The following is a 23,957-nucleotide window of genomic DNA, read 5'->3' on the forward strand; positions in this document are numbered from 1 at the left end:
GGGACCCGACGGGAGACGGTGACCGTCATGCGTTCCGGGAACGAACCGGCGACCGCGCGCAGCCCCCTGCGCATGCGGTTCTGGCTGGGCATGTGGGGGCTGCTCTGGGCCGCCTTCGGCACGACCGTGTTCTCGCTGGTGGGCCGCCCCGGTTGGGCCGCGGCGTGCGGGGTGCTGTTCCTGGTGGTCGTCTGCGACCTGGCGATGGTGCTGCGCCACATCCATCAGGGCGCGCACTGGCAGCCGGGCCGCGACATCCCGCCGTACGAACCCGATCACGGCGACAGGCGGCGCTGAGCGCCCCGCCGCACCGGCCCTACTGCTCCGTGTCGAAGCCGGCCGCCCGGAGGTACTCCGGCTTCGGGTCGAGCGCGGCGGCGAGGCGGAAGTGGCGGGTGGCCTGGGCGGTCTGACCGGAGCGCTCGAAGGTGCGGGCCAGCGCGAAGTGCGCGAACGCGTTGTCCGGCTCGCGCTCCAGGACCAGCTCGAACTCCAGCTGCGCCGGGCGCAGCTGCGCGGCCGCGAAGAACGCCCGGGCCCGCAGCAGGCGCGCCGCCGTGTTCTCCGGATGGGCGGCGATCACCGAGTCCAGCAGCTTCACGGCGCCCCGAGGGTCCCGTGCGGCCAGCAGATGTTCGGCGGCGCGGAAGTCGATGACGTGCGTTTCCGGGTTTCTGTCGGCCACCATGGAATCCTTCCCCTCGATCCGGTGGTTGAACACCGGACCCGGCACCCGCATTCCACGCGATGCCCGGCGGGCCGGGCGCTACACCGTGTCCGCCGCCCTGCGGCGCAGCTCGTCCCAGACCTTCCGCACCTGCGGTTCGAGCGCGTCGAGCGGTCCGTCGTTGTCGATCACGAGATCCGCGACGGCCAGCCGCTGCTCGCGCGTGGCCTGGGCCGCCATCCGGGCCCGCGCCTCGGACTCGGCCATGCCGCGGAGCCGTACGAGCCGGTCGAGCTGGGTCTCCGGGGACGCGTCCACGACCACGACCAGGTCGTACAGCGGCGCGAGCCCGTTCTCGGTGAGCAGGGGTACGTCGTGGACGACCACGTCGCCCGCGCCCGCACGGCTCTCCAGCTCCGCCGACCGGGCCCCGACGAGAGGGTGGACGAGGGCGTTGAGCGTGGCCAGGCGGTCGGCGTCGGCGAACACGATCGAGCCGAGCCTCGGCCGGTCGAGCGTCCCCTCCTCGGTGAGGATGCCGTCACCGAAGGCCTCGACGACGGCCGCGAGCCCCGGCGTGCCGGGCTCGACGACCTCACGGGCGATCCGGTCCGCGTCGATCAGCACGGCCCCGTACGAGACGAGCAGCCGTGACACTTCGCTCTTGCCGGCGCCGATCCCGCCGGTCAGGCCCACCTTCAGCATGAGCGGCAGCTTAGGGCCTGCCCCGGGCGGCTCAGGCGTCGCCCTCCCGCTCGGCGAGGAAGCGCTCGAACTCGCGGCCGAGCTCGTCCGCCGACGGCAGGTCGACGGGCTCGGCGACCAGGCTGCCCCGGGTCTCGGCACCGGCCGCCGCGTCGTACTGGTGCTCAAGGCCCTGCACGAGCGCGACCAGCTCCTCGTCGCCCTCGCCGATCTGGCGGTCGATCTCCGTCTGGGTGCGCCGGGCCTCGGTCCGCAGGGAGTGGGCGACGCCGGGGAGGACGAGGCCGGTGGCGGCCGTGACGGCCTCGAGGGCGGTCAGCGCCGCGTCCGGGTACGGGGAGCGGGCGACATAGTGCGGGACGTGCGCGGCGACACCGAGGGTGTCGTGGCCGGACTCGGTGAGCCGGTACTCGACGAGGGCCTCGGCGCTGCCCGGAACCTGGGCCTCGTCGAAGGGGCTGCGGTGGCCCGGCATGAGGTCGGTACGGCTGCCGTGCGGGGTGAGCCCGACAGGGCGGGTGTGCGGCACGCCCATGGGGATGCCGTGGAAGTTGACGGAGAGGCGCACGCCGAGGCGCTCGATGATCTGCCGGACGGCGGCGGCGAACCGCTCCCACTCCACGTCCGGCTCCGGGCCGGAGAGGACGAGGAAGGGCGCGCCGGTGGCGTCCTGGACGAGGCGGACCTCGATGGACGGCGTCTCGTACGCGGTCCAGCGGTCGCGCCGGAAGGTCAGCAGCGGGCGGCGGGCCCGGTAGTCCACGAGCCGGTCGTGGTCGAAGCGGGCCACGAGCTGGTGGGGCAGCGTGTCGAGCAGGCGCTCGACGATCTGCTCACCGGTCTCGCCCGCGTCGATGTAGCCCTCGAAGTGGTACAGCATGACCAGCCCGGCCGACTCCTGCGCCAGAGCCAGGTCGACGACGGCCAGGCCCTTCGGGTCCCATTCGTACAAATCCTGGGGATCAAGCACGATTACCGCTCCTCCTCGTGTTCTCTCTGGGAACGTCTCGCGTCGCACCGCCATTCCCGTGCCGCGCGATCTTCCGGCGGGCGATCCGCCGCGGGTGGCCCTCGCGGGCGCTCCCGTCGGCGTTCCCCCTGGGCGTTCCCTCTGGGGGTTCCCCGTGGGTGTTCCCCGTGGGTGGGTACGCCGGGACGGGGCGCGAACTCCGGCCACTGGTCCAGACCTTGACATGACCATCACCGCTCCCTACCGTCTCGGGACAGCATCGCGTTCAGCACCTCGACCATCGTGCACATACAGGAACACCCCCCTCGCCCCCGTACGGAAGGCACCCCATGCGCACCCGAACGCTGCTCCTCCCCCTGCTCCCCGCGCTCCTCGCCGTCCCCCTCGTCACCACGCCCGCCGCCGCGGCGACCGTCGAGGTCTCGACCGCGGCCCAGCTGAAGACGGCGCTCACCAACGCCCGGCCCGGCGACACGATCCACCTCGCGGACGGCACGTACACCGGGAACTTCAAGGCCACGACCCCCGGCACCTCCTCGGCGCGGATCACCCTGACCGGATCCTCGCGCGCGGTGCTGACCGCCGGCGGCGGCTACGGACTGCACCTCAACGGCGCCTCGTACTGGACGGTCAAGGGCATCACCCTCACCGGCGGCCAGAAGGGGATCATGGCCGACACCGCGAACAGCGTGGTGATCGACGGGGTGACCGTGCACGACCTGGACATGGAGGGCGTGCACTTCCGTAACTCCAGCAAGAACGGCGTCATCAAGAACTCGCGGATCTACGACACGGGGAACGACGGCCGGGGCATGGGCGAGGGGGTGTACGTCGGGAGCGCCGGAAACCTCTCCGACCGCAGCGACAACGCGGAGATCCTGAACAACGTCATCGGGCCGGACGTCGGCGGCGAGAGCGTCGACATCAAGGAGGGCACCACCGGGGCGCGGATCGTCGGCAACACCTTCGACGGGCGCGGACTCACCGGCGCCAACTTCGACGACTCCTGGGTCGACGTCAAGGGCAACGGTGTCCTCGTGGAGGACAACACCGGGGTGAACACGACGAACAACGGCTTCGAGACCCACACCCAGCAGAGCGGCTGGGGCTGCGGGACCGTCTTCCGGGGCAACCGTTCGGACCTGACGGGCGCGACCGGCTCCCAGCGGCTCGCGATCAACGTCACCAACCGGAGCGGCTCCTGCCCGACCACGGTGTACGCCTCGAACACGGTGACCGGCGGCAACGGTCTGACGAACATTCCCGTCACCCCCTGAGCCGCCCCGGCGGGAACAGGGCCGGAAAATGACCGAGGCCCGCTCCCCCGAAGGGGAGCGGGCCTCGATTCGCTAGCGGCTAGCGCTCAGCGGAGAGCCTGTTCAGCTCTGGCCGCCGGCCAGCTTCTCGCGCAGGGCGGCAAGCGCCTCGTCCGACGCCAGGGCGCCAGAGTTGTCGTCCGACTCCGAGGAGTACGAACCACCCGAGATGCCCGCACCGGCGTTGCCACCGGCGGCCGGGGCGGCAGCGCCCTCGGCAGCAGCGGCCTCGTCGGCCTCGCGAGACTTGATGACCTGAGCCTGGTGCTGCTCGAAACGAGTCTGCGCCTCGGCGTACTGGGTCTCCCAGGCCTCGCGCTGGGTCTCGAAGCCCTCGAGCCAGTCGTTGGTCTCGGGGTCGAAGCCCTCGGGGTAGATGTAGTTGCCCTGGTCGTCGTAGGACGCGGCCATGCCGTACAGGGTCGGGTCGAACTCGACCGAGGCCGGGTCGGCACCGAAGGACTCGTTGGCCTGCTTCAGCGAGAGGCTGATGCGACGACGCTCGAGGTCGATGTCGATGACCTTGACGAAGATCTCGTCGTTGACCTGGACGACCTGCTCCGGGATCTCCACGTGGCGCTCGGCCAGCTCGGAGATGTGGACCAGACCCTCGATGCCCTCGTCCACGCGGACGAACGCACCGAACGGAACCAGCTTGGTGACCTTACCCGGGACGACCTGACCGATCTGGTGCGTCCGGGCGAACTGCTGCCACGGGTCCTCCTGCGTCGCCTTCAGCGACAGGGAGACACGCTCGCGGTCCATGTCGACGTCGAGAACCTCGACGGTGACCTCCTGGCCGACCTCGACAACCTCGGAGGGGTGGTCGATGTGCTTCCAGGACAGCTCGGAGACGTGCACGAGACCGTCGACGCCACCCAGGTCCACGAAGGCACCGAAGTTGACGATCGAGGAAACGACGCCGGAGCGGACCTGACCCTTCTGGAGGGTGGTGAGGAACGTCTGGCGAACCTCGGACTGGGTCTGCTCGAGCCAGGCACGGCGGGACAGGACCACGTTGTTGCGGTTCTTGTCCAGCTCGATGATCTTCGCCTCGAGCTCCTTGCCCACGTAGGGCTGGAGGTCGCGGACGCGACGCATCTCGACGAGGGAGGCCGGCAGGAAGCCACGGAGGCCGATGTCGAGGATGAGACCACCCTTGACGACCTCGATGACGGTACCGGTGACGATGCCGTCTTCTTCCTTGATCTTCTCGATCGTGCCCCAGGCACGCTCGTACTGAGCGCGCTTCTTGGACAGGATCAGGCGGCCTTCCTTGTCCTCCTTCTGGAGAACCAGGGCCTCGATCTCGTCGCCGACCTTGACGACCTCGTTCGGGTCGACATCGTGCTTGATCGAGAGCTCACGGCTCGGGATCACGCCTTCGGTCTTGTAACCGATGTCGAGCAGGACCTCGTCCCGGTCGACCTTCACGATGACGCCGTCGACGATGTCGCCGTCGTTGAAGTACTTGATCGTCTCGTCGATCGCGGCGAGGAAGGCTTCCTCGTTACCGATGTCGTTGACCGCAACCTGCGGGGTGGTGCTGGTGGCGGTGGTCTCGGTGCTGCTCGTCATGTGGGAAAGGGCTCCGGTTACGGACAGAAAGTCGTAGGTACTGCTACGCCGAGAGCCCGTATCGCACCAAGAAGCCGGACAGCCAATGAAGCCTTCCCGCGAACGGGACGAGCCTCGAAAACCGAGGGGACATACAACAGGTACGAGCGCGGCCTGCTCCGTCTGAGGCGCGCAGGCCCGCAGCGCAACCTTTAGCATACGGGGGCGACCGGACAGGGTCAATGCGCGAAGCGCGCACCCGGGGCAGATCTACTCAACTCCGGCACCACTTGTGCCTTTCCACGCCGCAACGGCGGGGTGCGCCCCACGGCGGCACTGAGCGCAAACTACATCGGCGGGCGACATGAACCAAGAGTACGAACACGAAGTCCCCCACGACTCGGGCGAGGACGAGGCGGAGGCGACCCGGCGTGACGCGGGGGACGCGGAGAGCAGCCGGGCCAGCCGTGGCTGGTGGGACAGGAACGCCGACGAGTACCAGAGCGATCACGGCTCCTTCCTCGGGGACGACCGGTTCGTGTGGGGGCCGGAGGGGCTCGACGAGGCCGAGGCCGGTCTCCTCGGACCCGCCTCCTCACTGAAGGGCCTCGACGTCCTGGAGATCGGCGCGGGCGCGGCACAGTGCTCGCGGTGGCTGGCGGCGCAGGGCGCCCGGCCCGTGGCCCTCGACCTCTCGCACCGGCAGCTGCAGCACGCGCTGCGGATCGGCGGGGACGTGCCGCTGGTGGAGGCCGACGCGGGGGCCCTGCCCTTCGCGGACGGCGCCTTCGACCTGGCGTGCTCGGCGTACGGCGCGGTGCCGTTCGTGGCGGACCCGGTGAAGGTGTTCCGGGAGGTACGACGGGTGCTGCGGCCCGGTGGCCGGTGGGTCTTCTCGGTGACGCACCCGATCCGCTGGGCGTTCCCCGACGAGCCCGGCCCCGAGGGCCTGTCGCTCTCGGCCTCCTATTTCGACCGCACCCCTTATGTGGAGCAGGACGAGCAGGGCCGGGCCGTGTACGTGGAGCACCACCGGACGGTCGGCGACCGGGTGCGGGACGTGGTGGCCGGCGGGTTCCGCCTGCTGGACCTGGTCGAGCCCGAGTGGCCGGCGTGGAACAACCAGGAGTGGGGTGGCTGGTCCCCGCTGCGGGGGAATCTGATCCCGGGCACGGCGATCTTCGTCTGCGAGCGCTCGGAGTAGCCGGCCGAGGCCTCCCGTTCGTCGCACCGACTCGCGTTCGTCGTACCGGCGCGCGTTCGTCGTACTTATAGGTGGGCCCTGTGGACAACGGGGCCCACCTTTTCGCGTCGCGTACGAGACTGAGTGCGTGATCCGACATGACGCTCTCGACCGTCTTCCCGTCCGCCATGCCGTCCCCGAGCTGCTGGCCGCGCTCGACCGGCGCGGTACGGCCGTGCTGTCCGCGCCTCCCGGCACGGGCAAGACGACGCTGGTACCGCTCGCGCTCGCGGGACTCATAGGGGACGGACGGCGTCGGAGGGTCCTGGTGGCCGAGCCCCGCCGGATGGCGGTGCGGGCGGCGGCCCGACGGATGGCGTGGCTGCTCGGCGAGGAGACCGGGGGCACGGTCGGCTTCTCCGTGCGCGGCGAGCGGCGCACCGGCCCCTCGACCCGGGTCGAGGTGGTGACCACGGGCATCCTGCTCCAGCGGCTCCAGCGCGACCCCGAGCTGGCGGGCGTGGACGTGGTCCTGCTCGACGAGTGTCATGAGCGGCACCTGGACGCCGACACGGCGATGGCGTTCCTGGTGGACGTGCGGGCCACCCTGCGGCCGGAGCTGAAGCTGATCGCCGCGTCGGCGACGAGCGACGCGGCGGCCTGGGCCGATCTCCTCACGGTCCTGGACGGGGGCGGGCCCGCGCCGGTGGTGTGGAGCAAGGGCGAGGGGCACGGCTGCCGGGTCTTCTTCGCGGCTCCGCCCTCGGGCATCCGGCCGGCGCACGGCACCTGGGTGGACCCGGCGCTGCTCCGGCACGTCGCCGCGACGGTCCGGCTCGCGATGGAGCGGCACGAGGGGGACGTCCTCTGCTTCCTTCCGGGTACGGGGGAGATCGCCCGGACGGCCGGGATGCTGGGCGACGTCGACGCCGAGGTGCTCCAGCTGCACGGGCGGGCCCCTGCGGCGGTGCAGGACGCGGTGCTGCGCGGTACGGAGCCCGGTGGGCGGCGCAGAGTGGTGCTCGCGACCTCGGTGGCGGAGTCCAGCCTGACGGTGCCGGGGGTGCGGATCGTCGTGGACTCGGGTCTCGCCCGGGAGCCGCGCACGGACCAGGCCCGGGGGCTGGGCTCGCTGGCGACGGTGACGGTCTCCGAGGCGACGGCGACCCAGCGTCTCGGCCGCGCCGGCCGTGAGGCCTTCGGGATCGTCTACCGCTGCTGGGCGGAGGCGAACGACGGGGGCAGGCCCCGCTTCCCGTCCCCGGAGATCAAGGTCGCCGATCTGGCGGACTTCGCGCTGCGGGCCGCCTGCTGGGGCGACCCGACGGCGGAGGGGCTCGCCCTGCTCGACCCGCCGCCCGCCGGGGCGATGACGGCGGCCCGCGCGGTGCTGGGGTCGATCGGCGCGGTGGACGCGTCCGGCCGGGCCACCGAACGAGGGGTACGGATGTCCCGGCTCGGGCTCCACCCCCGGCTCGGCCGCGCCCTCCTGGACGGTGCGAGGGAGGTCGGGGCACGGCGGGCCGCGGAGGTGGTGGCGCTGCTCAGCGAGGAACCGCCGCGCGACTACGGGGACGATCTGGCGGCGGCCTGGCGCGCCGCCCGCCGGGGCTCCGACGGGTACGGCGCCCGCTGGAAGACGGAGGCGCGCCGCCTGGAGCGGTCGGCGGCCGGGGCGGGGAACGGGGAGGCCGCGGGATCCGGCGGCACCCCCGGCGCCGTCGGGTCCCCCGCGACTCCCGCGACCCCCACGACGCCCGCGATCCCCGCGACCGGTGACGACGCGGTGGCCGGTCTCGTGACGGCGCTGGCCTTCCCCGAGCGGGTGGCGAGGGCCCGGGAGCAGGGGGGCTATCTGATGGTGTCGGGGAGCGGGGCCCGGCTCGCCGAGGGGTCCGGGCTGCGTGCGACGCCGTGGCTGGCCGTGGCGGTGGCGGACCGTACGGCGCGGGACGCCACGGCGCGGGTGCGGCTGGCGGCGGTGGTGGACGAGGACATGGCGCGGCGGGCGGCCGGGCATCTGCGGTCCACCGGCGAGGAGGTCCGCTGGGAGGACGGGGACGTGGTCGCGCGCTCGGTGGACCGGCTCGGCGCGGTCGAGCTGACGGTCCGGCCGCTCGGGGCGAAGGCGGAGCCCGCGCTGGTGCGGGAGGCGCTGCTCGACGGTCTGCGGCGCGAGGGGCTCGGGCTGTTGCGGTGGAGCCGGGAGGCGGGAGAGCTGCGTGAGCGGCTCGCGTTCCTGCACCGGGTGGCGGGGGAACCCTGGCCGGACATGACGGACGGGACGCTGGTCGACCGGGCCGGGGAGTGGCTGGAGCCGGAGCTGTCCCGGGCGGCGCGCCGCGCCGATCTGGGGCGGATCGACGCCGGTGAGGCGCTGCGACGGCTGCTGCCCTGGGCGTCGGGCGAGGCGGGCCGGCTGGGAGAGCTGGCCCCCGAGCGGATCGAGGTGCCGAGCGGTTCACGGATCCGGGTCGAGTACGGGGGCGAGCGGCCGGTGCTCTCGGTGAAGCTCCAGGAGATGTTCGGCCTGGCCGAGACGCCCCGGGTGGCGGGTGTCCCGGTGCTCGTCCATCTCCTCTCCCCCGCCGGGCGGCCGGCGGCGGTGACCGCCGACCTGGCGTCGTTCTGGCGGGACGGCTACCGGTCCGTGCGGGCGGAGCTGCGGGGCCGGTATCCGAAGCACCCGTGGCCGGAGGACCCGTCGGCGGCGGAGCCGACCCGGTACACGAGTGCGCGGCTCAGACGGGAGGGGTGACCGGGGCGGTGGCGGCCCGCGGGCCCGGGCGGCGGGAGCGGGCCTCCAGCCAGAGGGCGAGGGCGAGGAGGAGCAGCGCCGCGAGCGTGAGGCTCCAGGGGAGGTAGGAGACGAGCAGGAGAACCGTCAGGCGGTTGGAGGCGACCATCTCGCCGACGCTCTCGATGTAGTCCTCGCGCATCTTCACGTGCCCCTCGAAGACGGTGAGGGTGTCCCGGCCCATCAGCGCCTTGGCGTTGCGGAGCTCCTCCTTGTGGATCTCCTCGCCGTTGACGGGGGCGCCGGTGACCGGCTCGATCCAGAACATCCGCTTGGTCGTGTACCAGCGGGTGAGGCCGGAGTCGGCGAGGAGCTTCGGGGTGATGCCCTTGACCGGCATGGTCTTCGGCATGGGGACCTTGGTCCAGGGGATGGTCTGCTCGAAGTAGTAGACCTCCATGCCGCGGTAGGTGCGGGTGCCCTTGTAGTGGATGGGGGCCGAGGTGCGGGTCTGGGCGTCGAAGTACTGGTAGTCCCGCTTCTCGGTGAGGAAGGGCCACTTGAACTCGATGCCCTCGCGGCGGACCGGGTCACCGTCGACGGACTCGCCGGTGGCGTGGACGGGCTCCTGGCTGTGGGCGTCGAAGATGTACCGCTCGGGGACCTGGGAGACCATCTTGCCGTCGGGGCCGGTGACGTAGGCGAGGGCGTCCCAGACGACGACATCGCGTCCGGCGTCGCGTTCGATGCGCCGGGACTCCTCCACGTTGCCCTTGAGGGTCTGGATGATCGTGATCTTGTCGACCTTCTCCGCCTGGAGCGTGGAGTAGTTGAGGAGGGTCGCGGGCTTCGCCTCCAGGACGGTCTCCTGGTACTGGTTCGGCGGGATCTTCGCCAGGCGGGGGAAGGCGTACCAGCGCAGGGTCGGGGCCAGCGCGACGCAGAAGACGGCGAGGGCGAGGAGGACGAGGCTGGCTCGGCGGCGCACGGTCGCTCCCTACTTCTTGGGGCCGGGATCGGCGGTCAGCAGGGGCTTGGGCGAGGTGGGCCCGTCGGGCGGCAGATCGACCACGGAGACGAGGAGGACGAAGAGGAGGACTGGGGCGAGTCCGATGGCGGCGGCGACGAGGGCGCGCATGGTCGGCCTCCCGGGGGTGCGATCTGATAGGTCGTCAGGGCGGGGGCACCGTAGCAACGCGATCGCGAGATGAGAACACGTTGCACCGTCGGCGTCCTCGCGCCCGGGGAACGCGAAGCGCCGCCCCTCCGCCCGGTGGGGGCGGAGGAACGGCGCGGAGGGACGCGGCGCGAGGGCGCGGGTGGGTCAGGCCGAGGGCGAGGTCTCGGGCGAACCGGTCCCGGAGGGAGTCGGATCCGGCGTCGGGGTCGGCGTCGGGGTGGGCGCGGTGACCGTCAGCTTGATCTCCGTGCTGCCGCCGCCGGGCGCGGTCAGGCGCAGCACGTACTCGCCGGCCTTGTCGCCCGCCAGGAGCTCCGGCAGGGAGATCAGGCCGTCGGCGTCGGTCTTCAGGACGATCCTGCGGACGGTGTCGCCCGCCACGTTCTTGAAGTACGGGCCCTCGGTGCTCTCCTCGGTCTCCGCCGCGGAGGCGACGACCACGGCCGTGACGAGCACACCGGGGGCGAGCGCGTCCTTGTCGGTGGCCTTCACCTGCACCTGCTGGGTGAAGGCGGTACCGGTGGTGGACGACAGCGGGTCACCGGCGACCCGGGCGAGGGCGTCCGCCCGCCGGTCGGTGACGGTCGCGGTGAACTCGGCGGCCTTCGCGCTGTTGCCCACGACGGTGGCCCTGACCGTGAACGCGCCGGTCTTCTCGCCGGCCCGCAGCGCGGGGGCGGCGGCGATACCGGCGGAACCGCTGGTGACGGTGGCGGTCGTCGCGCCGCCGGCGAAGCGGGCGTCGGTGGTGCCGGTGATCTCGAAGCGGATGCTCACGCCGACGACCGGCGTGCCCGACGCGTCGAGCGCCGCGACCGTCGGCGCCTTGGCGAAGGCGCTCTCGGTGGTCGCGGTCAGCTGCCCGGTGGAGACGGTCGTCAGCCGGTCGACCCTGAGGGCGGGCGGGACGGTGGGCGGCTTCGTCGGCGGGGTGACCGGGGGCTTGGTCGGCGTGGTCGGCTTCGTCGACGGCGGCGTGACCTCCGAGGGCTCGCCCGGCCGCGTCGGCTTCGGCTTCGGGGCGCCCGTGCCGGACGGCTTCGGAGCGGGGGACGTCGGGGAGGGCGAGAGCGGCGAGGTGGGCCGGTTGCCGCGGCCCCGGTCGTCGCTGCGGTCGATCGGGAACACTCCCGTGCCGTCCGGGACCTGGTGGGTGCCGCGCTTGTAGTACTCGAACCAGGACGTGACCGTGTTCAGGTACTCCGTCGAGCGGTTGTAGCTGAGGATCGCCCGGTCGAGATCGGCCTTGAGCGCGAGATTGCGGCCGTTGGCGCAGAGGTAGAGACCGGCGGCCTGCGCGGCGTCGTAGATGTTGTTCGGGTCCTTCTTCCCGTCGCTGTTCGCGTCCTGGCCCCAGGTGGCCCAGGTGGACGGGATGAACTGCATCGGGCCGACGGCGCGGTCGTGCGTGGCGTCGCCGTCGTAGGCGCCGCGGTCGGTGTCGGAGATGTCGGCGAAGCCGACGCCGTTGAGGACGGGGCCGAGGATCGGCGAGAGGGTCGTGCCGTTGGCGTCGACCTTGCCGCCGCGCGCCTGTCCGGACTCGACCTTGCCGATGCCCGCGAGCAGCTGCCAGGGCAGGTTGCATCCGGGGTCGGTCGAGCGTATGGACTGCTCGGCACGCTTGTAGGCGGAGAGCACGGACGCGGGTATGCCGGCCTCGGCGGGGCCGGTGATCACCGGCAGGTTGGTGGTCGCGCCGGGCTTGTTCGGCGTGTTCAGCGGCGGCAGGACCGTGTAGTACGGCGAATCGCCGGTGGCCGAGCCGTCGCCGGACGGCGGCGCGGTGTCCCCCGCGCCGATGGCCCGGTCACCGCCGGCGTTGTCGGCGGGCGGCGGGATCATCTCCGGCGCCTGTGAGGCGGCGAGCGCGGCGACCGCCGCCGCCATCACCGCACCGCTGGTGGCCCCCTTGCGCAGCCTGCGGCCCAAGTGCGCTGACATGTCCGTGGTCCCTTCCCCCTCGACTGGGGTCCCGCGCTCCCCGCGCGAGACCTCCGGCGACCCTATGCCAACTCCGGTCCGCCGGGCACCGGCGCCTGACCGTGTTTCACGCTTTCGTCACCTCTCGGCCGCTCGCGGAACGCGGCGGCGCCGACGGCCGGACGGGAGGCCGGCGGCCTCCCGACGACCGCCGCGCGGCAGGTCGGGAGCTTCCGGAAGGGTACGGGGCGGGAACCGGGCGGAGGGCCGGACCCCTCTTGTACTGCGGCCGACGATGTACTCCGGCCGTCACCACCGGAACCTGGGGGAAGTCCCGTTGCCGTTCACCCTGAGCCATGCCGCCGCCGTGCTGCCCGGACTGCGCCGGAACGGGACCGCGCGCGGACCGCTGGTCGCCTCCGCTCTCGTGGCGGGTTCGTTCGCGCCCGACATGACCTATTTCGCCGCTACCGCGTTCCCCGGCGCGATGGTCCTCGGGGACGTCACCCACTCCCCCCTGGGGATCGTCACGGCCGATGTCCTGATCGCCGCCGTGCTGGTGGCCCTCTGGCTGACCGTTCGTGAGCCGCTCGTGGCGCTGCTGCCCGCGAGGTGGCGCGGGCGGGTGTACGGGCTGGTCCGGGGCCGCGTCTGGAGCGAACGCCGTCCGGCCGTGCTCGCGGGGTGGTTCGCCCTCTCCGCGGTCCTCGGCGCGACGACCCATGTGGTGTGGGACTCCTTCACCCACCTCGACCGCTGGGGGACCCGGGCGATCCCGTTCCTCGGTGACGTCGTGGCCGGCTTCCCCGTCTATCTCTATGCGCAGTACGGGGGTTCGGCGCTGGCCCTGGGGTTCCTGGGCTGGTTCACCGCGCGGGCGCTGCGCACCGCGGGCCCCGGTGCTGAGCTGCCGGCCCGGGTGCGGGTCCCCGGGCGGCGCGGCCGGCTGCTCGCGGCCGGGCTGATCGGCGGCTGTGTCCTCGCCGGGATCGCCCACCGGGTGCTGCGCTGGGCCGCGTACTGGGGCTGGGACAGGATCGAGACGCCCCTGGACGTCATTCCGACGGCCTGCTTCGGGGCCGGCGCGGGGCTCGCCGTCGGCCTCGTGCTGTACGGGACGGGGGTACGGCTGCTGGGCTCGTCGCCCGCTCCGGAGCCCGGGGCTCCGGCCGCTCCTCCCCCGGCTCCGGCCGCTCCTCACCCGGCGCCGGAAGGAGGGGACCGCCCGGTGCCTCGGGCGGAGCGCTCCCGTCAGGGATCTCGCTGATCCTCTCCGGCGGGTGGACCGGAAACGGACCGGGCCCCGCACCACCCGCACCACGTGCGCGTGGTGCGGGTTCAGGTGCGGGAGCCCGGGCGGGGCTGCTCGTCAGTGCGCCGCGGAGTCCCAGTCGTGGCCCACACCGACGGAGACGTCGAGGGGGGCGCGGAGGTCGGCGGCGGCGGACATCTGCCCGCGCACCAGGGCCTCGACCTGCTCGCGCTCGCCGGGGGCGAGTTCGAGCACGATTTCGTCGTGGACCTGGAGGAGCATCCGGGAGGCGAGGCCCGCCTCGGTCAGCGCCCGGTCGACGCCCAGCATGGCGACCTTCACGATGTCGGCGGCCGTGCCCTGGATCGGGGCGTTGAGCGCCATCCGCTCGGCGGCCTCGCGGCGCTGCCGGTTGTCGCTGTTGAGGTCGGGCAGGTAGCGGCGGCGGCCCAGCATCGTCTCGGTGTATCCGGTGGCGCGGGCCTCGTCGACGACGCGGCGCAGGTAGTCCCGCACGCCGCCGAAGCGCTCGAAGTAGGTGTCCATCAGGCCGCGGGCCTCGCCCGGGTCGATGTTCAGCTGCTGCGAGAGGCCGAAGGCGGACAGTCCGTAGGCCAGGCCGTACGACATGGCCTTGATCTTGCGGCGCATCTCGGCGTCGACGGCGGACCGCTCGACGCCGAAGACCTGGGAGGCGACGGTGGTGTGGAGGTCCTCGCCGGAGGTGAAGGCCTCCAGGAGGCCCTCGTCCTCGGAGAGGTGGGCCATGACGCGCAGCTCGATCTGGCTGTAGTCGGCGGTCATGAGGGCTTCGAAGCCCTCGCCGACGACGAAGCCGTGCCGGATGGCGCGGCCCTCGTCCGTCCGCACCGGCACGTTCTGCAGGTTCGGGTCGGTGGAGGAGAGGCGGCCGGTCGCGGCCACCGTCTGGCTGAAGGTGGTGTGGATGCGTCCGTCGGCCGCGATCGTCTTGATCAGGCCCTCGACGGTGGAGCGCAGCCGGGCCTGCTCGCGGTGGCGGAGCATGATCACCGGCAGGTCGTGCTCGGTCTGGCCGGCCAGCCAGGCGAGCGCGTCGGCGTCGGTGGTGTAGCCGGTCTTGGTCTTCTTGGTCTTCGGCAGGTTCAGCTCGCCGAAGAAGACCTCCTGGAGCTGCTTGGGCGAGCCGAGGTTGAACTCGTGGCCGACGGAGGCGTGCGCCTCCTTCACGGCCTGCTGCACGGCGCCGGCGAACTGCTGCTCCATGGCCTCCAGATGGTCGCGGTCGGCGGCGATGCCGTGCCGCTCCAGGCGGGCGAGGAGGGCGGAGGTGGGCAGCTCGACGTCGTGGAGGAGCTCGCGGGCGCCGACCTCGCCGAGCTTCTCCTCGAAGGCCCCGGCGAGGTCGAGGACGGCCCGCGCCTGGGTCATGAGGGCCTCGGCCTCGGCGGTGTCGTCGGCGCCGAAGGCGAGCTGCCCGTCGGCGGCGGCCGCGGGGGCCAGCTCGCGGTGGAGGTACTCGACGGAGAGCGCGTCGAGCGCGAAGGAGCGCCGGCCGGGCTTGACGAGGTAGGCGGCGAGAGCGGTGTCCATGGTGACGCCCGCGATGCTCCAGCCGTGCTCGGGGAAGACCCGCATGGCGCCCTTGGCGTTGTGCATGACCTTCGGCCGGTCGGGGTCGGCGATCCAGGCGGCCCAGGCCCGGTCGTCGGCCTCGTCGAGCGCGCTGGGCTCGAACCAGGCGGCGGCGCCGTCGCCGGCGGCGAGGGCGATCTCGCCGACGCTGCCCGTGCCGAGGGCCCAGCTGTCGACGGTGGCGATGCCGAGGGGGGCGGTGCCGTGCTCGGCGAGCCAGGGGGCGAGCTCACCGGCGCCGAGGACGGTGCCGTCGATCTCGACGCCCTCGGCGGGGGCCGGGGCGGCCTCCTCCGCGGAGCCCGGGTCGACGGCGAGGAGCCGCTCGCGCAGCGAGGGGTTGCGGATCTCCAGGGTGTCGAGGACGAGGGCGACGGCCCCGCGGTCGTACGGCTCGCGGGCGAGCTCGGTGACGCCCTTCGGGAGCGCGACGTCCGTGACCATCGCGGTCAGGCGGCGGTTGAGCTTGACCGACTCCAGGTGGTCGCGGAAGTTCTGGCCGGCCTTGCCCTTGACCTCCTCGGCGCGCTCGACGAGCTCGTCGAAGGAGCCGAACTGGTTGATCCACTTGGCGGCGGTCTTCTCGCCGACGCCGGGGATGCCGGGCAGGTTGTCCGACGGGTCGCCGCGCAGGGCGGCGAAGTCGGGGTACTGCGAGGGCGTGAGGCCGTACTTCTCCTGGACCTTCTCCGGGGTGAAGCGGGTGAGCTCGGAGACGCCCTTGGTCGGGTAGAGCACGGTGGTGTGGTCGGAGACCAGCTGGAAGGAGTCCCGGTCGCCGGTGACGATGAGGACCTCGAAGCCGGCGGCCTCGGCCTGGGTGGCGAGGGTCGCGATGACGTCGTCCGCCTCGAAGCCGTCGACGGCGAACCGCGGCGCGTTCATCGCGTCGAGCAGCTCGCCGATCAGCTCGACCTGTCCCTTGAACTCGTCGGGGGTCTTGGAGCGGTTCGCCTTGTACTCCGGGAACTCCTCGGACCGCCAGGTCTTGCGGGACACGTCGAAGGCGACCGCGAAGTGCGTGGGGGCCTCGTCGCGGAGCGTGTTCGCCAGCATCGAGGCGAATCCGTAGATCGCGTTCGTCGGCTGCCCCGTCGCGGTGGTGAAGTTCTCCGCGGGCAGCGCGAAGAACGCCCGGTACGCGAGGGAGTGCCCGTCCATGAGGAGCAGGCGGGGGCGGGTGTCTGCGGGGTTCTTCGATGCTGTCTCGGCCACATGACGATCCTGCCACGGACGACTGACAATCCCGCCCACCGATCCCGTCCGCACCGGCGGGGTGCCGGTGCCTCGGCGCCGCGTGACAGGATCGGAGACGTACGCCGCAGGATTACCGCTCAAGGGAGAGCGCGATGGTCAGCAAGCCGCCGGTCGGCGACCCGGTCCAGGACGCACCGCAGGTCACGCCGCCGCCGCACGCCGCCGCCGGGCTGCCCGCCATCGGGCACACCCTGCGGATCGCCCAGGAGCAGATGGGGCTGCGGCGCACCGCGCGGACCCTGCTCAAGGTCAACCAGAAGGACGGCTTCGACTGTCCCGGCTGCGCCTGGCCCGAGGGGGACGAGCGCCATGTGGCGGAGTTCTGCGAGAACGGCGCGAAGGCGGTCGCCGAGGAGGCGACGCTGCGCCGGGTGACCCCGGAGTTCTTCGCCGCGCACCCGGTGGCGGACCTCGCGACGCGCAGCGGGTACTGGCTGGGCCAGCAGGGCCGCATCACCCAGCCGATGCTCCTGGAGAAGGGGGGCGCGGCGGAGGGCGAGGAGCGGTACGAGCCGGTGACCTGGGAGCGGGCCTTCGCGATCGTCGCCGAGGAGCTCCGGGCGCTGGGCTCCCCCGACGAGGCGCTCTTCTACACCTCGGGGCGGACGAGCAACGAGGCGGCGTTCCTGCTCCAGCTCTTCGCCCGCGAGTTCGGTACGAACAACCTGCCGGACTGTTCCAACATGTGTCACGAGTCCTCGGGCTCGGCGCTGACGGAGACCATCGGCATCGGCAAGGGCAGCGTCTCCCTGGAGGACCTGCACCAGGCCGACCTGATCATCGTGGCCGGGCAGAACCCGGGGACGAACCATCCCCGCATGCTCTCGGCCCTGGAGAAGGCCAAGGCCGGCGGCGCGCGGATCATCTCGGTCAATCCGCTGCCCGAGGCGGGCCTGGAGCGGTTCAAGAACCCGCAGACCCCGCAGGGCATGTTCAGGGGCGCCGCGCTCAACGACCTCTTCCTGCAGATCCGGATCGGCGGCGACCAGGCCCTCTTCCGGCTGCTGAACAAGCTGGTCCTGGAGACGGCCGGGGCGGTCGACGAGGAGTTCGTCCGCGAACACACCCACGGGTACGAGGAGTTCGTCGCGGCGGCTAAGGAGGCCGACTGGGACGAGACGCTCGCGGCGACCGGCCTCGACCGCGCCGAGATCGAGCGGACCCTGGAGATGGTGCTCGCCTCGGAGCGGACCGTCGTGTGCTGGGCGATGGGCCTCACCCAGCACAAGCACTCCGTGCCGACCATCCGTGAGGTGGTCAACTTCCTGCTGCTGCGAGGCAACATCGGCCGGCCGGGTGCCGGGGTGTGCCCGGTGCGCGGTCATTCGAACGTGCAGGGCGACCGCACGATGGGGATCTTCGAGCGCCCGGCGCCGGCCTTCCTCGACGCCCTGGACAAGGAGTTCGGGATCGTCTCCCCGCGCCACCACGGCTTCGACGTGGTCCGTTCGATCCAGGCGCTGCGCGACGGCGAGGCGAAGGTGTTCTTCGCGATGGGCGGCAACTTCGTGGGGGCGACGCCCGACACGGAGGTGACGGAGGCGGCGATGCGCCGGGCCCGGCTGACCGTCCACGTGTCGACGAAGCTGAACCGCTCGCACGCGGTGACGGGCACGCGCGCGTTGATCCTGCCCACGCTGGGACGCACCGACAAGGACGTGCAGCGGAGCGGGAAGCAGTTCGTGACGGTGGAGGACTCGATGAGCCAGGTGCACGCCTCGCGGGGCAATCTGCCGCCCGCGAGCCCCCACCTGCTGTCCGAGCCGGCGATCGTGGCACGGCTGGCGCGGGCCACCCTGGGCGACGGATCGGCCACGCCCTGGGAGGAGTTCGAGGCCGACTACGCCACGATCCGGGACCGGATCGCGCGCGTGGTGCCCGGTTTCGAGGACTTCAACGCGCGTCTCGCGGCGAACGCGGGCGGCTTCCGGCTGCCGCACGGCCCGCGCGACGAGCGCCGCTTCCCGACGAAGACGGGCAGGGCCAACTTCACGGCGGCGCCGGTCGAGTACCCGAGGGTGCCGGAGGGCCGGCTGCTGCTCCAGACGCTGCGCTCGCACGACCAGTACAACACCACGATCTACGGTCTGGACGACCGCTACCGGGGCATCAAGGGGGGTCGCCGGGTCGTCCTGATCCATCCCGAGGACGGGGCGGCGCTCGGCTTCGCCGACGGGGCGTACGCGGATCTGGTGAGCGAGTGGACGGACGGCAGCGAGCGGCGGGCGCCCGGCTTCCGGGTGGTGCACTATCCGACGTCCCGGGGGTGCGCGGCGGCCTACTACCCGGAGACGAACGTGCTCGTGCCGCTGGAGTCGACGGCGGACGTCAGCAACACCCCCGCGAGCAAGTCCGTGATCGTCCGTCTGGAAGAATCCGCCTCCGCCTAAGCGTTTGCTCAGGCAGCTCAGGAAGACCAGCCGTACGAAGACGTACGAAACGAACGGAGCCGGGCCATGGGTGAGCAGCAGCACGTGAAGTTCCCGCAGGAGGTCGTCGACGAGTACGCGGCGCTGGGCGTCGACCTCCCGGCGCTCTTCTCGGCCGGGCACCTCGGGAACCGGATGGGCGTCCAGATCCTGGAGGCGTCCGCCGAGCGGGTCGTCGGCACCATGCCGGTGGAGGGCAACACCCAGCCGTACGGTCTGCTGCACGGCGGCGCCTCGGCGGTGCTGGCGGAGACGCTGGGCTCCATCGGTTCGATGCTGCACGGCGGGGTGTCGAAGATCGCGGTGGGCGTCGATCTGAACTGCACCCATCACCGCGGGGTGCGCAGCGGTCTGGTGACCGGTGTGGCGACGCCGGTGCACCGCGGGCGGTCGACCGCCACGTACGAGATCGTGATCACCGACGAGCAGGACAAACGGGTCTGCTCGGCGCGGCTGACCTGTCTGCTGCGCGAGGTCACCGCCAAGGACGCGTCCAGCATTCCGGACGCGTCGAGCGCCTGAGCGGTGACACGGGGCGCCTGACCAGCGACGTACGACCGAGGGGCGGCACCTGCGGGTGCCGCCCCTCCGGCGTTCCCGGACCACTCCCGCCCCTGGTTTCGTCACGCTGTGTCACATACACAAGGGGTTGCGGCGACCGAAGCGGACGGGCCGGTTCGTCCGCTCAGGTTTCTGCCGTTGTCCGATATCCGGAGAGTCCGCTGAGCGGACCGTCAGTACCAAGAATCGCTCAAGCCCCTTAGCGGAACTGCATGTTCTCACTATGTGAACACCGCATTACAGGCCCCTATGTCCTGGTTTTCCCAGGCGACGCGCACACTCTTTCCTCCTCGGCATAACAAGACAGTCACATCCTGTCCTCGGCGCTCCCCGACCCTCCCCACCTGCGCTTAGAGTCACCGCCAGTCACCGCGCCGCCGGGCGCGTTCTACTGCACGGCCCTGTACCAACTCCAGTACGGCCCGGCGTTCCAAAACGGCACCCCTCGCTCCGCAGCTTCACGGCACCGCCTCATCCGAGGGGGCCGCGCCAGGGAAAGGACCCTTCGTGCGAAACCGTTCGTTGCTCATACTCACCACCGCTGTCACCGCGGGAGCACTCACCCTCACCGCCTGTGGTTCGCGCGACGACAAGGGCGGCGCCGCCGAGAACGGTGACGGCGGCAACGTCACCGTGACCATCGGTCTCGACGCGCCCCTCACGGGTGAGCTGTCCGCCCTCGGCCTCGGCATCAAGAACTCCGCCGACCTCGCGGTCAAGACGGCCAACAAGAAGGCCTACGTCAAGGGCGTCACCTTCAAGCTGGAGTCCCTGGACGACCAGGCCCAGCCCTCCGCGGGTCAGCAGAACGCGACCAAGTTCGTCGCCGACAAGAGCGTCATCGGCGTCGTCGGCCCGCTGAACTCCTCGGTCTCCGAGTCGATGCAGAAGGTCTTCGACGACGCGAAGCTGGTGCAGGTCTCCCCGGCCAACACCAACCCGTCCCTGAGCCAGGGCGTCAACTGGAGCACCGGCGAGAAGAAGCGCGGCTACAAGTCGTACTTCCGTACCGCCACCACGGACGCCATCCAGGGCCCGTTCGCCGCCCAGTACGTCTTCAAGGAGGCCAAGAAGACCAAGGCCTTCATCATCGACGACAAGAAGACCTACGGCGCCGGCCTCGCGGGCACCTTCAAGGGCGAGTTCGAGAAGCTCGGCGGCAAGGTCCTCGGCACCGAGCACATCAACCCGGACACCAAGGACTTCTCCGCGGTCGCGACCAAGGTGAAGAGCTCCGGCGCCGACGTCGTCTACTACGGTGGCGAGTACCCGGCCGCCGGCCCGCTGGCCAAGCAGATCAAGGAAGCCGGTGCGAAGGTCGTCGTCGTCGGTGGCGACGCGATCTACAGCCCCGAGTACGTGAAGCTCGGTGGCGCGGCCGCGACCAACGGCGACATCGCCACCTCCGTCGGCGCGCCGATCGAGTCCCTCGCCTCGGCCAAGGAGTTCCTGGCCGACTACAAGACCGGTGGCTACAAGGAGGCCTACGAGGCCTACGGCGGCTACTCCTACGACTCGACCTGGGCGATCATCGAGGCCGTCAAGAAGGCCACCGAGGCCAACGGCGGCAAGGTCCCCGAGCGCGCCAAGGTCGTCGAGGCCATGCAGGGCGTCTCCTTCGAGGGCGTGACCGGTTCGGTCGCCTTCGACGAGTTCGGTGACACCACCAACAAGCAGCTGACCGTCTACCAGGTCGAGGGCGGCGCCTTCAAGCCGGTCAAGTCCGGCACCTTCGGCGGCTGATCAACCCCACCACTCAGCACCACCTTCACCGCGCGGGGGGCCGCACCTGGCTCCCCGCGCGGTGTCACATCCGTCGAAAGTCTCGGAGGACAATGCGGTGAACGAACTGCCGCAGCAGCTGGTCAACGGCCTGCTACTGGGATCCATGTACGGGCTCGTCGCCGTCGGCTACACGATGGTCTACGGCATCGTCCAGCTCATCAACTTCGCCCATGGCGAGATCTTCATGACCGGCGGCTTCGGGGCGCTCACGGTCTGGCTCATCCTGCCCGCCGGCACCACCATGTGGGTCGCACTGCCCCTCATGATCATCGGTGCCATTCTCGTCGCGACGACGATAGCCGTCGGCGCGGAACGGCTCGCGTACCGTCCGCTCCGCGGCGGCCCACGCCTCGCCCCCCTCATCACCGCCATCGGTCTCTCGCTCGCCCTCCAGCAGGCCGTCTGGTCCCTGTACCCGGAGGCGAAGTCCGCCCGGACCTTCCCGCAGATCCCCGGCGGCCCGATCGAGCTCGGCCCGGTCACCATCCAGACCGGCGACGTCTTCCTCCTGATCGCCGCCCCGATCTGCATGGCCTTCCTCGCCTTCTTCGTCATGCGCACCCGCACCGGTCGCGGCATGCAGGCCACGGCGCAGGACCCGGACACCGCGAAGCTCATGGGCGTCAACACCGACCGGATCATCGTGATCGCGTTCGCCCTCGGTGCCGCGATGGCCGCCGTCGGCGCCGTCGCCTACGGCCTCAAGTACGGCGTCGTCGACTACAAGATGGGCTTCCTCCTCGGACTCAAGGCCTTCACGGCCGCCGTCCTCGGCGGTATCGGCAACATCTACGGAGCCATGATCGGCGGAGTCGTCCTCGGTATCGCCGAGACCATGGCGACGGCGTACATCAGCCACATCCCCGGTATGGAGCAGCTCGGCGGCCAGTCCTGGGCCGACGTCTGGGCCTTCGTACTCCTCATCGTCGTACTCCTCGCCCGGCCACAAGGCCTCCTCGGCGAGCGCGTCGCGGACAGGGCGTGAGCACCATGACCACCATCTCCGAGAACTCGACGGCGCCCGTGGCGCCCGAGCCGGCCGTGGCGACCGGTCTCATCGGCTTCGTGCCGGTCGGAATCGCCCGCGCCCTCACCCTGGGCGGCGGCGTCCTCACCGTCGCCAGCACCTTCCTCGCCTGGACCTGGACCCCCCGCTTCCCGGGCGACCTCACGTTCTACGGCTCTCCCGGCGGCCTCCAGCTCCAGGTCCTGGTCCTGGGCCTGCTCACCACCCTCTTCGCCCTCTCCTCGTACGGCGTCAAGGGCACCCGCTGGCTCACCCCGGCCGGCGGCGACGCGGCCCTCAAGGTCGCCGCGATCGCCTCCTTCGCCACCGCCTGGTTCACCGTCGGCGCGATCAGCGTCTCCCTCGGCGGCCCGGTCAACCTGGAGCCGGGCGGCGCGATCGTCGCGCTCGCCACGCTCCTCGCCCTCCTCGGCGCCCTCGCCCTCCCCTTCGAGCGGCCGAAGGTGCTGCCCGTGGACCCGGAGGACACCGGCTGGGACCAGTTCAAGCACAACGCCGGCAACGGCTGGGCCTCCTTCAAGGCCGCCTTCGCCACCGGCCCGGCGCGCAAGCTGCCCGCGATGCACTCCTCCGTCGAGATCCTGATCATCACCGGCGTCCTCGCCGTGGCGCTCGGAGTCTTCACCTACGGTGTCGGCACGGAGTACGACGAGCTGTTCCTCGGCTTCCTGATCACGGCCGGCCTCGGTTTCGCCGCGCTCAACAAGTCGGGCCTCGTCGCGCAGGCCACGCAGCTCACCGGGAAGCACCAGAACCTCACCATCGCGGGCGCGTTCACCGCCGCGGCGCTCTTCCCCTTCACCCAGAGCGACGACCAGTACGCGACGCTCGGCGTCTACATCCTGATCTTCGCCACGGTCGCCCTGGGCCTGAACATCGTCGTCGGCCTCGCCGGTCTCCTCGACCTCGGCTACGTCGCCTTCCTCGGCGTCGGCGCCTACGCGGCCGCCCTCGTCTCGGGCGCCCCGACCTCCCCGTTCGGCGTGCACTTCCCCTTCTGGGCCGCGGTCCTGGTCGGCGCGGCGGCCTCCCTGGTGTTCGGTGTCCTCATCGGCGCCCCGACCCTGCGGCTGCGCGGCGACTACCTCGCCATCGTCACCCTCGGTTTCGGTGAGATCTTCCGCATCGCGGTGAACAACACCGACGGCACCTCCGGCCCCGACATCACCAACGGTTCGAACGGCATCGCGTCCATTCCGAACCTGAGCATCTTCGGCTTCGACTTCGGCGCCGAGCACGCCATCGCCGGGTTCACGATCGGCCGCTTCGCGAACTACTTCTTCCTGATGCTGCTGATCATGGCGGTCGTCGTGCTGGTCTTCCGGCGCAGCGGCGACTCCCGCATCGGCCGCGCCTGGGTCGCCATCCGCGAGGACGAGACCGCCGCGCTCGCCATGGGCATCAACGGCTTCCGGGTCAAGCTCATCGCCTTCGCGCTCGGTGCCTCGCTCGCCGGCCTCGCCGGCACCGTGCAGGCCCACGTCACCTACACGGTGACCCCGGAGCAGTACCTCTTCGCCGGACCGATCCCGCCCAACTCCGCCTTCCTGCTCGCGGCCGTCGTCCTCGGCGGCATGGGCACGATGAGCGGACCCCTGGTCGGTGCCTCGCTGCTCTTCCTCATCCCGAACAAGCTCCAGTTCATGGGCGAGTACCAGCTCCTCGCCTTCGGCGTCGCGCTGATCCTGCTCATGCGCTTCCGCCCGGAGGGCATGATCGCCAACCGGCGCAACCAGCTGGAGTTCCACGAGAAGGACGAGACGCCCGCCACGCTCGCCAAGGCAGGTGCCTGAA

Annotated in this window: 18 protein-coding genes; 10 read left to right on the top strand and 8 right to left on the bottom strand. The window is 71.5% G+C overall.

The window, feature by feature from the left end:
- Nucleotides 1-27 precede the first annotated feature (27 nt).
- Entirely contained in the window at nt 28-297 is a 270-nt protein-coding gene (locus tag ACH4MY_RS16230) for a DUF6343 family protein (protein ID WP_398003195.1), read from the top strand.
- Between the two features lie 19 nt (nt 298-316).
- Here ACH4MY_RS16230 and ACH4MY_RS16235 read toward each other — a convergent pair whose 3' ends face one another.
- From ACH4MY_RS16235 to ACH4MY_RS16245, 3 genes are all read right to left on the bottom strand, one after another.
- Nucleotides 317-685 (bottom strand): tetratricopeptide repeat protein, encoded by a 369-nt coding sequence (locus ACH4MY_RS16235; protein WP_398003865.1) that lies wholly within the window; start codon nt 683-685, stop codon nt 317-319.
- Between the two features lie 81 nt (nt 686-766).
- Nucleotides 767-1,372 carry a dephospho-CoA kinase gene (gene coaE, locus ACH4MY_RS16240; protein ID WP_398003198.1) on the bottom strand — a complete coding sequence of 202 codons (606 nt, stop codon included), beginning with the start codon at nt 1,370-1,372 and terminating at the stop codon, nt 767-769.
- Nucleotides 1,373-1,403: 31 nt separating this feature from the next.
- Entirely contained in the window at nt 1,404-2,342 is a 939-nt protein-coding gene (locus ACH4MY_RS16245) for a PAC2 family protein (protein ID WP_398003201.1), read from the bottom strand.
- A gap of 329 nt (nt 2,343-2,671) precedes the next feature.
- Between ACH4MY_RS16245 and ACH4MY_RS16250 the strand changes: the two genes are divergently transcribed.
- The gene (locus ACH4MY_RS16250) at nt 2,672-3,619 is read left to right on the top strand and encodes a right-handed parallel beta-helix repeat-containing protein (RefSeq protein WP_398003203.1); all 948 of its coding nucleotides are present in this window, start codon (nt 2,672-2,674) and stop codon (nt 3,617-3,619) included.
- 102 nt (nt 3,620-3,721) lie between these two features.
- On the opposite strand, the gene rpsA is transcribed toward ACH4MY_RS16250, so the two are convergent.
- Nucleotides 3,722-5,236, bottom strand: a complete 1,515-nt coding sequence (gene rpsA / locus ACH4MY_RS16255; protein ID WP_148004571.1) for a 30S ribosomal protein S1 — start codon at nt 5,234-5,236, stop codon at nt 3,722-3,724.
- Between the two features lie 343 nt (nt 5,237-5,579).
- On the opposite strand from rpsA, the gene ACH4MY_RS16260 reads away from it, so the two are divergent.
- Nucleotides 5,580-6,419 carry a class I SAM-dependent methyltransferase gene (locus tag ACH4MY_RS16260; RefSeq protein WP_398003206.1) on the top strand — a complete coding sequence of 280 codons (840 nt, stop codon included), beginning with the start codon at nt 5,580-5,582 and terminating at the stop codon, nt 6,417-6,419.
- Between the two features lie 127 nt (nt 6,420-6,546).
- Nucleotides 6,547-9,156 carry an ATP-dependent helicase HrpB gene (hrpB, locus tag ACH4MY_RS16265; RefSeq protein ID WP_398003209.1) on the top strand — a complete coding sequence of 870 codons (2,610 nt, stop codon included), beginning with the start codon at nt 6,547-6,549 and terminating at the stop codon, nt 9,154-9,156.
- Here hrpB and ACH4MY_RS16270 read toward each other — a convergent pair.
- From ACH4MY_RS16270 to ACH4MY_RS16280, 3 genes are all read right to left on the bottom strand, one after another.
- Nucleotides 9,140-10,123, bottom strand: a complete 984-nt coding sequence (locus ACH4MY_RS16270; RefSeq protein WP_398003212.1) for a DUF3068 domain-containing protein — start codon at nt 10,121-10,123, stop codon at nt 9,140-9,142. The genes hrpB and ACH4MY_RS16270 overlap by 17 nt on opposite strands.
- Before the next feature lie 9 nt (nt 10,124-10,132).
- A complete protein-coding gene (locus ACH4MY_RS16275) occupies nt 10,133-10,273 on the bottom strand; it encodes an SPW_0924 family protein (protein WP_106975990.1) in 141 nt (46 codons plus the stop codon).
- Between the two features lie 186 nt (nt 10,274-10,459).
- On the bottom strand, nt 10,460-12,259 hold the full coding sequence (locus ACH4MY_RS16280; protein WP_398003216.1) for a lytic transglycosylase domain-containing protein: 1,800 nt from the start codon (nt 12,257-12,259) through the stop codon (nt 10,460-10,462).
- 316 nt (nt 12,260-12,575) lie between these two features.
- On the opposite strand from ACH4MY_RS16280, the gene ACH4MY_RS16285 reads away from it, so the two are divergent.
- On the top strand, nt 12,576-13,505 hold the full coding sequence (locus ACH4MY_RS16285) for a DUF4184 family protein (RefSeq protein ID WP_398003219.1): 930 nt from the start codon (nt 12,576-12,578) through the stop codon (nt 13,503-13,505).
- Between the two features lie 102 nt (nt 13,506-13,607).
- On the opposite strand, the gene polA is transcribed toward ACH4MY_RS16285, so the two are convergent.
- Nucleotides 13,608-16,319, bottom strand: coding sequence for a DNA polymerase I (gene polA, locus ACH4MY_RS16290; protein ID WP_398003221.1), 2,712 nt, complete (start codon nt 16,317-16,319; stop codon nt 13,608-13,610).
- A 134-nt stretch (nt 16,320-16,453) separates the two neighbouring features.
- On the opposite strand from polA, the gene ACH4MY_RS16295 reads away from it, so the two are divergent.
- From ACH4MY_RS16295 to ACH4MY_RS16315, 5 genes are all read left to right on the top strand, one after another.
- The gene (locus ACH4MY_RS16295) at nt 16,454-18,751 is read left to right on the top strand and encodes an FdhF/YdeP family oxidoreductase (protein ID WP_398003224.1); all 2,298 of its coding nucleotides are present in this window, start codon (nt 16,454-16,456) and stop codon (nt 18,749-18,751) included.
- Between the two features lie 66 nt (nt 18,752-18,817).
- On the top strand, nt 18,818-19,312 hold the full coding sequence (locus tag ACH4MY_RS16300) for a PaaI family thioesterase (RefSeq protein WP_398003227.1): 495 nt from the start codon (nt 18,818-18,820) through the stop codon (nt 19,310-19,312).
- 546 nt (nt 19,313-19,858) lie between these two features.
- The gene (locus tag ACH4MY_RS16305; RefSeq protein WP_398003230.1) at nt 19,859-21,094 is read left to right on the top strand and encodes a branched-chain amino acid ABC transporter substrate-binding protein; all 1,236 of its coding nucleotides are present in this window, start codon (nt 19,859-19,861) and stop codon (nt 21,092-21,094) included.
- A 97-nt stretch (nt 21,095-21,191) separates the two neighbouring features.
- Entirely contained in the window at nt 21,192-22,121 is a 930-nt protein-coding gene (locus ACH4MY_RS16310) for a branched-chain amino acid ABC transporter permease (RefSeq protein WP_266890680.1), read from the top strand.
- Between the two features lie 5 nt (nt 22,122-22,126).
- Nucleotides 22,127-23,956: a branched-chain amino acid ABC transporter permease gene (locus ACH4MY_RS16315; RefSeq protein WP_398003232.1), complete on the top strand. Its 1,830-nt coding sequence runs from the start codon at nt 22,127-22,129 to the stop codon at nt 23,954-23,956.
- The last annotated feature ends 1 nt before the right edge of the window (nt 23,957 follow it).

Origin of the sequence: Streptomyces sp. NPDC017246, from assembly GCF_044331325.1 — a bacterium.
Classification (GTDB): domain Bacteria; phylum Actinomycetota; class Actinomycetes; order Streptomycetales; family Streptomycetaceae; genus Streptomyces.